The organism is Symplocastrum torsivum (genome assembly GCF_059505465.1).
The window spans coordinates 1-13,226 of sequence record NZ_JCACKQ010000135.1 but is presented as its reverse complement, the minus strand read 5'-3'; the positions used below and the strand labels follow the sequence as shown (position 1 = coordinate 13,226).

General features: G+C 45.3%; 5 protein-coding genes. 4 read left to right on the top strand and 1 reads right to left on the bottom strand.

Going from position 1 to position 13,226, the window contains the following annotated elements; genetic code table 11:
- Positions 1 to 23 precede the first annotated feature (23 nt).
- The 3 genes from sbcC to AC5JL3_RS35265 all read left to right on the top strand — a co-directional run bounded on the left by sbcC (position 24) and on the right by AC5JL3_RS35265 (position 8,918).
- Positions 24 to 3,044, top strand: a complete 3,021-nt coding sequence (sbcC, locus tag AC5JL3_RS35275; protein WP_496078888.1) for an exonuclease subunit SbcC — start codon at positions 24 to 26, stop codon at positions 3,042 to 3,044.
- A 784-nt stretch (positions 3,045 to 3,828) separates the two neighbouring features.
- Entirely contained in the window at positions 3,829 to 7,089 is a 3,261-nt protein-coding gene (locus tag AC5JL3_RS35270) for a PAS domain S-box protein (RefSeq protein WP_496078887.1), read from the top strand.
- A 308-nt stretch (positions 7,090 to 7,397) separates the two neighbouring features.
- The gene (locus tag AC5JL3_RS35265) at positions 7,398 to 8,918 is read left to right on the top strand and encodes an ATP-binding protein (RefSeq protein WP_496078886.1); all 1,521 of its coding nucleotides are present in this window, start codon (positions 7,398 to 7,400) and stop codon (positions 8,916 to 8,918) included.
- Positions 8,919 to 9,017: 99 nt separating this feature from the next.
- On the opposite strand, the gene AC5JL3_RS35260 is transcribed toward AC5JL3_RS35265, so the two are convergent.
- Complete coding sequence (locus AC5JL3_RS35260) at positions 9,018 to 9,707, bottom strand: carbonic anhydrase (protein ID WP_192220800.1); 690 nt, start codon at positions 9,705 to 9,707, stop codon at positions 9,018 to 9,020.
- A gap of 652 nt (positions 9,708 to 10,359) precedes the next feature.
- Between AC5JL3_RS35260 and urtA the strand changes: the two genes are divergently transcribed.
- Positions 10,360 to 13,140 carry an urea ABC transporter substrate-binding protein gene (gene urtA / locus AC5JL3_RS35255; protein ID WP_496078885.1) on the top strand — a complete coding sequence of 927 codons (2,781 nt, stop codon included), beginning with the start codon at positions 10,360 to 10,362 and terminating at the stop codon, positions 13,138 to 13,140.
- The last annotated feature ends 86 nt before the right edge of the window (positions 13,141 to 13,226 follow it).

Here is a 13,226-nt window from a genome sequence, read left to right as displayed (position 1 = left end):
TGGTGTGAGGCATTAAAGCCTGAATGATTCCGCTACAACTAACACTAAAAAACTTTCTCAGCTACCGTGAAGCGACTCTAGACTTTCGCGGTCTGCATACAGCCTGTATCTGTGGCCCCAATGGCGCGGGTAAATCGTCTCTTCTCGAAGCACTTACCTGGGTAATCTGGGGGGAAAGTCGTGCGGCATCAGAGGATGACATTATCAATGCCGGGGAAAAAGATGTCCGAGTAGATTTCATCTTTAAAAATAACCACCAAACTCTTCGGGTGATTCGGACTCGCCACCGGGGCCAAAGTAGTTCCTTGGAATTTCAGGTTGAGACACCTACAGGGTTTCGATCTTTAACAGAGAAAGGGGTACGGGCAACTCAGCAGTCGATTTTGCATCATCTCAAGCTTGATTACGATACGTTTATTAACTCGGCATACCTGCGCCAAGGTCGGGCAGATGAATTTATGCTGAGGCGTCCAAGTGAGCGCAAGCAAATTCTTGCCGACTTACTTAAGCTCAATCAGTACGAAGTATTAGCGGAACAGGCAAAAGATTTATCACGCCAGTTTAAAGGTCAAGCAGAACAGCTAGAGCAGAGTTTGGAGACAATCCAACAACAGCTACAAGAACGAGAAGCGATCGCACAACAACAGGCGACATTAAGTGCGATGTTGCAACAGCTACAACAATCTCAAGACCTTGACCACCAACAACTCCAACAACTCCAAGCCGTTCAGCACCAGCGTAGTACCTGGCAACAACAAGCGACGTTTGTTAAGCAACAATATCAAAATCTCGGCTCAGATTGCGATCGCCTGACTCAAGATATCGCTGCCACACAAGCACAACAACGACAACTTTCTACCCTACTCAATCAAGAAGACTCAATCAAAACAGGTTACTCCCAATACATCAACCTGCAACAACAAGACGAAATCCTCAGTTCAAAATTCCAGACTTACCAGGAAGCCCAACAACAAAAACAGCAACTCCAACAGCAGCTAAGCCAACAAGTTAACGAAATTAATCTAAAAATTCGTCAAACTCAAGCTCAACTCGATGCCCTACGACCTCAAGAACAAGACATTCAGGAAACTCTCTCCCGTTCTGGAGAAGTCGCCCAAGCACTAGAGCAACTCAACAGCGCCCGTCGCCGCCTCAATCAACTGGATAGTTTGCAACTTCAGGTATCTCCCCTTCTACAACGCCGTCACTCTATCCAAATAGAACTCGATCGCGCCCAAGCCAGACTCAGTGCCAGATTAGACGAACTGCGCTCGTCTGAGAAGCAGCTAAATGCTCAGATTTCAACAACTCCCCAACTCAGGCAAACTGTGCTGCAAGTGGGTGTAGAAATCGGGCAATTGGAGAAAAAGCGTGTTTATCAGCAGCGAGTGCAGGAAAAAGGACTCGAACGTCGAGGCTTTCAGGAACGTCTGCAAGAAAACCAACGCCGCTATGAAAAACAGTTGGCAGAACTGACGCAAAAAATCGAAATGCTGCAAGCGCAGAATGCAGTTTGTCCATTATGCGATCGCCCTTTGGATGAAGCCCACTCGCATCACGTCATCCAGAAAACCACGGCTGAACAACAGGAAGTACAAGAACAATTCTGGGTTGTGCGAGAGCAACTAGCAGTATGCGATCGCGAACTTCAGGTATTGCGTCAAGAATACTCTCAACTCTCCCAGGAAATGGCTCCGTATGAGAAGTTGTTGGAGCAACGAGGGCAATTAGAAGCACGACTCGAAGCAACTGACGAAGTTTACGACAGACTCTATGAACTCTCGGAGGAAAAGGAAGAACTTGAGAAAGCGCTTAGTGTTGGCACTTACGCCGCAGAGTTACAGGAAGAACTGCGACAACTCGATGCTCAGTTGCAACAGCTCAACTACAGTGAACAAACCCATGCCCTAACACGCGGTGAAGTAGATCGCTGGCGCTGGGCAGAAATCAAACAAGCCAAGCTTGAAGAAGCCAGCAAGCGTCTGGCTAAAATTGATGCCCAAAAGCCGCAACTCAAAGCCCAGCTTGACGCTCTCCATGTTTCCCTGCAAGAACTGCAAACTACTTCCGAACTGCAAAAGCGTGTTGAAGCCCTCGATCAGCAGATGGCACAAATCGGCTACAACTTAACTGAACACAACACCCTGCGAACCTCACTGCGGCAAGCCCAGTCTTGGCAGCTACGTCATCAGGAGTTAGTATCTGCCCAGCAGCAGTATCCGCAACTTTGCGAACGTTTGGAATCCTTAAAACATACCCTTGAGCAACGACGCTCTGATCAGGAAGCTGTTAATGCACAACTAGAGACTGTTGTCAAGCAACTCGAACAGTGTCCAGACGCAAGCAACGAAATCCAAGCTTTAGAACAACAGATACAACAGCGGCGGCGACAACTGGATGAACAACTTTCTCAGCAAGGGCGTTTACAACAGCGCTTTACCCAACTCGAATCACTACAAACGCAATACGAGGAACAGCAAAAACAGTTTCAAGACCTCCAACGACAATATCGTGTTCATCAGGAATTAGCGTCAGCGTTTGGTAAGAATGGCATCCAAGCGCTAATGATTGAGAATATCTTGCCCCAACTAGAGGCGGAAACCAATAACATTCTTTCCCGACTAACTGGGAATCAATTGCACGTCCAAATTGTGACTCAAAAAGCAGGGCGTCGGGCCACTAAGAAAACGACAAAACTGATTGATACGCTGGATATTCTGATTGCTGATGCTAGTGGGACACGACCTTATGAAACGTATTCGGGTGGTGAAGCCTTTCGGATTAATTTTTCGATTCGTCTGGCTTTGGCGCGACTCTTGGCACAACGTGCAGGAACATCGTTACAAATGCTGATTGTTGATGAAGGGTTTGGGACACAGGATTCGGACGGATGCGATCGCTTAATTGCGGCGATCAATGCGATCGCGTCTGACTTTTCCTGTATCCTCACCGTGACACATATGCCTCAGTTCAAAGAAGCCTTCCAGACTAGGATTGAAGTTCGTAAAAATCAGCAAGGTTCTCACCTCAGTCTCTCGGTGTAAGACTTAAACTGATCTCAATCGTCTTAGAATCTTAACTTTTTGTGTATTGCAGGATTACAGACATTCATCAGCCTCAAAAATAGCTCCCAAGCGGGGTTGAGGCTTACTAAATCCAGTAAAATTTCTACAGAAGGCTTTAGATGTAATACAAATTTATACAAAATATCCGTATCTCTACGGATATTTGCCAAGACAGCAGCGATTATGGTATTTAGTATGACCCATTCGTATTTCAGCGGCATCAAAGCTGTGAAACGGTAGAAACGTGTATTTCGTCTCTTCGCTACGCACTCTAAGTGTAGTTAAGAGATAGCGAATACAGTTGGGGTAGAGCATCAGGGGATTTACGATTCAGGCGTTCAATGTGTTTCCTTGTCGCTCAGAGTTGTTGACGCAATAACAATCAACTCTTGGCAGATGTAGGGAAGCTCGTATCGCCAGATAGCCATATAAAGAGCCTAGTGGCTCTTTTTCGGAGCTATAGCGCAGTAGCCACTTAAGTTAGGACATCGACGGGAGGCTATGCACCCTAGCCGGAGCCTATTCGACTGAAAGCTGACCACTGAAAGCTGACTGCTGAAGAGCTATAACTTCAGCAGCCGTCACAAGCCAGCGAGAAACAGGAACGTTCTTCCTTAACTACTGTTCAAGCCGATGTAAATTGCTGCTTATCAGTAAGGTTAACCAAGTTCAATAAGAGGCAAAATTAGGAGCAGTGTCGGCGTGTGAGAAGAGATGATCAGGGTCTAAAACTCCCATATAGGGATAGGAAGCAAGTATGCGAATGACCAGTACTAAAAACCGGCACCTTACCACGCTTCAAATTGCGTGTAACTATGGTGTCGGCATTGTCATTGCCCTCATTACTGGCTATACCCCTGTCTACTTCGTGGCACAAGTTCCTACTATTCAAAAGAAACCCTCTTTTCGTATTCTCTGGCTGCTGCTTGGAGGCGTGGGTTACACAAGTGTGATCTGGGTAACGCAAAGGTTTGGTCTGCAAGAGGTCACTATTTCCTTCACTAACTTGGTTACTACAGTATTACTAGCAGGAATTCTCTGGCAACGCGCTACTCACGCCAAAGGCAAGCCAAAAAGGAGTTCAGGCAAACTAGCCATGACCAAAGCAGAAAGTACCAGATCCCTTCATCTTGTCCAACCCCAGACTTCTGAGACTGGAAATCGGAAGGCGTGGTTATATAACGATAACGCTGAGTACCCTAGGACACCGATCTACGATCCCCAAACAGGTCTCGTGGAAGAAATTCTTGCGGTTTCTCGTGATATTAGTGAGCAAAAACAGGTAGAAGCAACGCTACGGCAGAGGGAACGTCAGCTTCAGAAGCTAGCGGCTAATGTGCCGGGAATGATTTACCAATTTCTGCTCCGGACAGATGGTTCTGTATCATTCCCCTTTGTCAGTAGTGGGGCACGCGAAATCTATGAACTAGAGCCGACAGCTATCCAGCAAAATGCCGCAGTTGTTATTGATCTAATTCACCCGGATGACCGGGCAAGTTTTGAGGACTCCGTTGCTGCCTCTGCCAAGACATTACAGCCTTGGAGCTGGGAGGGCCGGTCTATTATGGAATCGGGAAAACTCAAATGGTTGCAAGCCGGGTCTCGACCGGAACGACAAGCGAATGGCGATATTCTCTGGGATGGTGTTGTGATGGACGTCACAGAGCGTAAGCAAGCAGAGGCAGCGTTGTATGAAAGTGAAGAGCTATTTAGAGCAACGTTTGAGCACGCGGGTATTGCTATTGCTCAGGTAGGACTACAAGGTCAGTTCCTGCGAGTTAACCAAAAACTTGGCGAGATCACTGGGTACACTCAAAAAGAACTGCTAGCAAAAACGATTTGGGAGATTACCTGCCTAGAAGATCAAGCCGTGAATCAGATGTATCTGCACCAATTTGCAGATAGCCAGAAGCAGACGGTGAATCTAGAGAAGCGCTACATTCACAAAACGGGTTCTCTGGTCTGGGTGAAGGTAACTGTGTCGGTTGTTCGAGATTTCACAGGAGAACCGAAGTACTTTATTAGCGTAATTGAAGATATTACTCAGCGCAAACAGGCAGAGGCGTCTTTGGTTGAGCGATCGCGTCTTTCGACACTAGCAGCAAACGTTGGTGTTGCGCTTGCTAGTGGTGGAACGTTACTAGCAATTCTTCAACGCTGTACAGAGGCAATCGTGCAACAACTTGATACCACTAACGCCGCCGTATGGACTTTAAATCCTACCTCTCAACAGATCGAACAACAGGCATTTGCAGGTCAGCTAACTCCTCTAAATCCTGACCTGATCAGTTCCGATACTCAATACTATCAACCCGACTTAAACCTTGAGCAGTTAGAAGGATTATACTGTTCCCTGCTTCCGAATCATCTCTCCGGTTACCCCCTGATTGTGGAAGAGCGATTGATTGGGGTGATCACGTTGTTGAGTAATCACCCCCTTACGGAAGAAGCGAAGGGAACCCTGAGCTGGGTTGCCAATGCGATCGCAGTTGCTGTTGATCGGGCTTGGGCACGCTCAGAACTCCTCAGCCGTCGAGAATCCCTCCTGTACGGACTAGCCAATCAAATCCGTAACTCTTTAGAACTCGATACCATCCTGGAAACGGCTGTCCAGTCAATCCAAACCCTATTACAAATTGACCGCTGCCACTTCCTCTGGTACAGAACCCACGAGAGTGAACCGTATTGGGAAGTGGTCAATGAAGCGAGAAACCCGCTTTTACCGAGCCATCTGGGTCAATATGCAATGGCTCAGGTTGAACCGTTTGTGAATCGGCTTTTACATCGACAGATCATTCGAGTCGATGAAGTTGAAACGATCAGCAACGCTGCTGTGCAACAGTTCTTACTCAGTATGGGCTACACCTCGATTTTGACAATCCCGGTTGAAACTCAGGCGGGGCAGATTGGGGTAATTTGCTGCGGTCATTGTACAAGTGTCCGACCTTGGGATGAGAGTGAGGTGGAACTGCTACAAGCGGTCGTGGTACAGTTGGCGATCGCGATTGACCAAGCAGAACTCTACGCCCAAGCCCGTCAAGCTGCCCTTGTTGCCCAAGCGCAAACCCAACAACTAGAGGTTACCCTCCAACAACTTAAAACCACCCAAGCACAACTTGTGCAAAGTGCAAAAATGTACAGCTTGGGACAACTGATTGCTGGGATTGCCCATGAAATTAACAACCCCATCAACTTCATTCACGGTAATCTCACTTATGCCAGTGCTTACTTCTACGATTTATTAAGTTTGTTACGTCTTTACCAAGAACAATACCCCAATCCGACAGAAGTAGTTTTGGAGCAAGCCGAAGTCATTAATGTTGGCTTTATCGCGACAGATCTCCCGAAACTCCTCAGTTCGATGCAACGGGGAAGCGATCGCATCCGCTCAATTGTGCTGAGCCTGCGGAACTTCTCACGGCTAGACGAAGCCGAAATGAAGCGAGTAGATTTGCATGAAGGGATCGATAGTACGCTATTAATTTTGCAGCATCGATTAAAGCCTAAAGATCGCAATCCTGAGATTCAAATTGTCAAAGAATACGGAGATTTGCCTAGAATCGAATGCTATCCAGGACAGCTCAATCAAGTTTTTATCAATATTCTCAGTAATGCCATTGAAGCCTTCGAGCAGCCCGACTCTAATATCCGGCAACAGCCCTCGCCAACCATTACTATCCGTACCAGTGTTATCGACCGTTCGGACTCTACTCAGAACACTCTTTCTCAGCTTCCAGAGTCACCTTCCTACACCCTAACAAACCCCAATACTCCCTCTGTCCCAAACAGGAGAAGCGTTGTAATTCAAATTACGGATAATGGTTCTGGAATGACTGATTTTGTTAAAGCAAGGATTTTTGACCCCTTCTTCACGGCTAAACCCTTTGGACAGGGCACGGGTTTGGGTTTATCTATTAGTTATCAAATTGTTGTAGAACACCACCACGGTGTTCTAAGCTGTACTTCTATACCGGGTCAAGGCAGTCAGTTTTGGATTGAGATTCCCCTACAGCAAATTCACTGATTTTTTTGTTAAATAGTGTATATAGATACACTTCTGTTACTCTTTTTTCTGTAAAAAAGGTTGAGTTTCAATAACTTTCGCACTCGACTAGCATTTACCTATATTATCTTGTACAGGTAAGGACAGAAATTGCGTATCTTGCCGTCCAAAATACTTGAGCCATAGACAAGTAGGAATGCGGTTTTTAATCAAGGTCATCTACAACGTGATAGCAGCAAAAAGTGAATTTTTGACGACTGCAAACTTATAGAGTCGTTTTGAACCATTATCTTTTGCCTGTCAAATAGCAATAGCAAGAGACAAGCGTTATGCCTCAATCCTTGACCCGTGCTAACATCGTCGGAAATCTTTTCTATTTAGAACTGCTCCCACTAACAGCGCTGGCAAACTATTTTAATCTTGATGAGATCAGCACGACACGAGAAATTAATGCAGCAGTCATTAATATTAGTGGACGTCAACGGATGTTGTCCCAACGCGCCGCTCTGTTTGCCCTAAACTTAGTCTGTACTCAAGAGAATGGCGAACAGGTAAGGCTCCGACAAGAAATGCTAGCCCTGATGGAGTTGATGGAGAAGTCACACAATGGGCTGATTCAGGGTGATACACAGATGAAATTACCAGGTCAGCCTTCTTCAACCATTAAGGCAATTTATTTTGATGCTCCCTTTTATCTTGATGAGCAAATTCGATGCTACATTGCTCATATTCGAGCATTAGTGCAATCTACTCAACTGACTCAAGAAAACCCCCATTTACAAGCCATTCTTCAAGCATCCACTACTAATCTTCTTGAAGCCTTGGAGGCTTTAGTTAGTCAATATCAAAAAGAAAGTGATGCAGCTCAGCTAAAACTCGAAACTCAACAGACAGAGCTTGTTCAACAATGCTGTATTGCGACTCTTTGTGTTCAATCTCACGCCCGACAGTTAGAGCAAACATTGCAGGATTTAAAACGCACTCAATCCTACCTCATTCAGACTGAAAAACTATCGAGTATTGGTCAAATGGTTGCTGGTATTGCTCACGAAATTAATAATCCTGTGAGCTTTATTTATGGGAATTTGCGCTATGCCAGTGACTATATTAGGGATTTATTAGACTTAGTGAATCTTTATCAAGAATCCTATGGCAATCAACACCCGGCTATACAAGCCAAAGTAAAAGCGATCGACCTTGATTTTCTCATCAAAGACTTGCCAAAAGTTTTAGGTTCTATGCAAGTTGGAGCCGATCGCATTCGTCAGATTGTCCTGTCGCTGCGGAACTTCTCTCGGAGTGATCAAGCCGTAGTTGAAGCTGTCGATCTTCACGAGGGGATTGACAGTACACTACTGCTCTTACAAAATCGCCTCAAAGCTCGCTACAATCGCCAAGCGATTGAAGTAGTAAAAGAGTATGGCAATTTACCCCCAATCAAGTGTTGTGCTGGACAAATTAATCAAGTGTTTATGAATCTTTTGAGTAATGCGATCGATGCGATGGAAGACATCCCCGATCACGCTGGGCGCATCAAGATTCGTACCTGTGTCAATGCTGAACAGACTGGCGTTGTTATCTGTATTGCTGATAATGGTCTTGGCATGACTCAAGACGTTAAAAGGCATCTCTTTGACGCATTTTTCACGACCAAGCCCCCTGATAAAGGCAATGGACTGGGGCTATCAATCAGTCATCAACTGGTGGTAGAGAAGCATGGAGGTATCCTCAAGTGTGAGTCAGCACCGGAAAAAGGAACAGAGTTTTGGATTGAACTTCCGCTGCAACCAAGCTTGAGGTTACCCACCCATGAATCAAAACCAGCAGCAATCAGTAGAGTTAGTAAATAGGCTTTGAAAGCTATTAGTTTGTAGCAAAAACTCAAACAAATTCTATTTCTAGACGAATTTTTATCCTCTTCACTCCTAACAACAACCAACAACCAACAACTAACTTCTATTAGAACCTTTGCAAATTCGCTCTTGCTGCTCCGGAGTTATCCAAGCCGCCCTGGAGAATTGGGTTTGCGGTGGCACATATTTTTTCAAAGCTGCGTTATATTCTAAAACCTCTCCCGTTTCAATCTCGTAGAACCAGCCATGAATCTGTAGTTTACCGCTTTTGAGTCGCGAGTAGATGACTGGATAGGTGCGTAGGTTTTCTAGCTGAGTGAGGACGTTCTCCTTAATCGTCGCATTCAGCAGTTCTTCGCCCTCATATTCCTGATAGTGTTCTTTAACCGCCCGACGAGTCGCTTCAGCGTGTTTGAGCCATTCATAAACGGCTGGCATCTCTTCGGCTAACTTGCCGATTTGGAGCAGTCCCTTCATTGCACCACAATGGGAGTGACCGCAGACAATAATCTCCTCAATGCCTAAAGCATGAATGGCATACTCAACGGCTGCACCTTCCCCACCATTTGTGGCATTGTAAGGCGGAATAATATTACCCGCGTTGCGGATGATGAACATTTCACCCGGTTCAGCTTGTGTCATCAGGTTTGGGTCAATCCGGGAGTCGGAGCAGGTTATAAAGAGTACTCTTGGATGCTGTCCCTGAGACAGGAGTTCAAAAAGGTCTCGGTGTTCAGTGAAGTAATTGGTCTGAAATTGATGTAGACCTTGAATCAGCCGCTTCATTGGTCAAAGTTTCCCAAAGAGGATAAGGAAACAATTTTATACTTTTATTGATTTCGAGCGCTAATGGAAGAGGGGGATGTCGGTAAATTTCTCGGATTTGGTGCTGGTTACGACGCTGTGCTGAATGAAGTACGGGTTTTAGCGAGGATTCACCCGTAGTTATCCCTCATCTCATCAAATGTCCCTTGCGACTCAACTCAGTTTAGCTCTAGCTTCCGCTAACTTAGTTGAGTAGCATCAATTTGGAGCGATTTTTTCTGCAAAATCCTCCCTCACCTTCACTTTCATTGTATTAAGCGTAAAAATCACTACAATTCTCATTTATAAAGCTGGTTAATATTTGGTAAACTTGCCGAAAAATCTTTGGCAAAAAAATAAATTTGTAAGTATGAAAATTTCATAAGACTAAGTTGTTTATTACTTGACAATCGAGTTTTTTGATCTATAGCTATAGCCACAGAGATCAAATCAATTGAGGAGTTGGAAACAATCTGTGATCGCTCCTGATCCCTAGGCTTCAATTCGCGAGAGATAGCGGCTCCCTTCAAAGAGCAAAGCCACTCCCTCCCATAGCCTTAGTCTTTTCCTTTCATTGGTAATGCAGGTTGAGGTGCACGTTCAAAGAGCCAAACAATTCGGGAACAGTCTAGCAATGAGTGAAACAGGCAAGCCATTTGTTAAACCGAGTTCAACGGTGCGCGTCGGGATTCTACACTCCTTGAGTGGAACGATGGCAATTAGTGAGGCATCATTGAAAGATGCTGAGCTGATGGCGATCGCAGAAATTAATCAAGCTGGCGGTGTTTTGGGAAGACGTATCCAACCCGTCATTGAAGACGGAGAATCTAATCCAGCCACCTTTGCTTTCAAAGCAAGATTGCTCATTGAACAGGACAAGGTCACCACAATTTTTGGTGGTTGGACATCTGCCAGTCGTAAAGCCGTCTTACCCGTCTTGGAAGAACTCAATGCCCAGATGTGGTATCCCGTTGAGTATGAAGGGCTAGAATGCTCCCGTAACATTTTCTACATGGGCATCTGTCCTAACCAACAAGTTGGACCAGCCGTTGATTGGTTACTCCAAAATAAAGGGAAATGCTTTTATCTACTGGGTTCTGACTACGTTTTTCCCCGTACCGCTAACAAACTGATCAAAGCTCAACTCAAACGCAAAGGTGGTACTTTAGCTGGGGAAGACTATGTTGCCTTGGGAACTACAGATTTTCAGGTGTTAATTGAGAAAATCAAACAAGTCAAACCTGATGTTGTCTTCAGTACTCTCAACGGTGACAGCAATCTAGCATTCTACCAACAGTACAAAGATGCTGGGATTAGCGCCGAAGATATCCCAATTATGGCGATTAGTGTAGCGGAAGAAGAACTGCGGCGGATTGGTGGTGCGACTGTTGCAGGTCACTACGCGAGTTGGAGCTACTTCCAGAGTATTGACACACCTGGAAATCAAACCTTCGTTAAGAATTTTCAACGGCGATATGGACGCGATCGCGTTACAAGTGACCCAATTGAGGCGGCTTATTCCCAAGTGTACCTTTGGAAACAAGCAGCAGAAAAAGCTGGGTCATTTGATGTCGATTTACTACGAGAAGCCGCATACGGACAGACGTTTGAAGCGCCTGGAGGCAAAGTCAGCATTGAAGACAACAACCATCTCGCTAAGAATTGCCGAATTGGAAAAGTTTTACCGAATGGTCAATTTGAAATTGTTTTCACAAGTCCGGGTTTAATTAAACCGCAGCCTTGGTTAGGACTAGAAGAATTAAGCCAGAACGTTTCACCTGTTGTCTTTGATATGTTGGCAGAGGTATCGCAGTCAATTCAATATAGCTGCCAGCTTGAGCAAAAGTCCCGTGAAGTTGAGGCAACAATGGCTCAATTGATCGCAACGAATGAACGACTGCAAAGAACCCAAGACCAACTTTTGGAAGCAGAAGTGCGATTTCGAGAACTACAAGCACGAGAACAACTGCTCAAACGTCGCTTAGCAAGCCAAATCCGTAGTTCTTTAGAACTCGACACGATTGTAAACACGGCTGTTCAAGAAGTGCGTTCCCTATTGCAAATTGATCGCTGCCAATTCTTGTGGTACCAAACTGATGTTGAGCCTCCTCGGTTTGAATTAATGCATTTGGCATATTGCAAAGGGCTGCCAAGCGAAATGCGATCGCTCAATACAATTGAGCAAGTCAAAACAATTGATCGCCCCATCGGACAGCAAGATTTACTCCGAATTGATGACATTGCAACCGATGTGCAACTGCAAGCGGATAGTCGCGATCGCTTATTTGCGATGGGACTAAAAGCACTGATTGTCGCTCCTGTGCAAACTCGCTCTCACCAAAAGGGTGTGATTATTTGTGAACACTTCCGAGAACACCGTCCTTGGAATGACCACGAAGTGGAATTAATTGACACCGTTGTTGACCAATTAGCGATCGCAATTGATCAAGCTGAACTGTATGCTCAAAGCCGTACTGCTGCCGCCTTAGCAACCGCTCAAGCTGAACAACTAAAAACAGCATTGCATGACCTGCATTCCTACCAAACCCAGCTAGTGCAGACTGAAAAGATGTCTACATTAGGAACACTAGTTGCTGGTATTGCTCACGAAATCAACAACCCCACAAGTTTCATCTACGGAAACCTACACTACGCCAACGAATACATCAAAGATTTACTCGAACTAGTACGCCTCTATAAACGGCATTATCCCGAACCTGTCCCAGAAATTAAGGCATACGCTAGATCAGTTGAACTGGAATTTCTCATTGAAGATTTGCCAAAAGTACTCTCCTCAATGGAAACTGGAGCCGAACGGATTCGCCATCTCGTGCTTAGCTTACGAAACTTCTCGCGTCTCGACCAAGCACAAGTGCAACCTGTGGATATCCATGAGGGACTAGACAGTACGCTGTTAATTTTGCACCACCGACTAAAAGCCAACGGTGAGCATCCCAATATTCTAGTGATCAAAGAGTATGGCGAACTCCCCTTAGTTGAGTGCTATCCCTCCCAACTCAATCAAGTGTTTATGAATCTTTTGAGTAATGCCATTGATGCTCTAGAAGAAGTACGAGGTAATTCCAAAAACGCCCAAGCCAACTTCTCTCCGGTTATTCGGATTCGCACAGAATACTCATCTCCCAGTCATATTGCTGTGCGTATTATAGACAATGGCTCAGGCATCAAAGAAGAAGATAAGACACAATTGTTTGACCCATTCTTTACCACAAAACCAATAGGAAAAGGTACAGGCTTAGGGTTATCCATTAGCTATAAGATTGTAGTAGAGAAGCATAAAGGCATCCTATGGTGTGAATCAGTTCCAGGAGAAGGAACCGAGTTTTCAATAGAGATTCCTGTCAAACAGACCTGTGATATCAAAGTGAATGCCTCAGCATCTGTAGCCGTGTGAGCAAAAAACAAACTTCTTGTACTTAGCATAAGTAACTGGAGTTTAGACTAAAGCGCTCTGACTCAGCGAAGCTGAGTGGAGCGCAA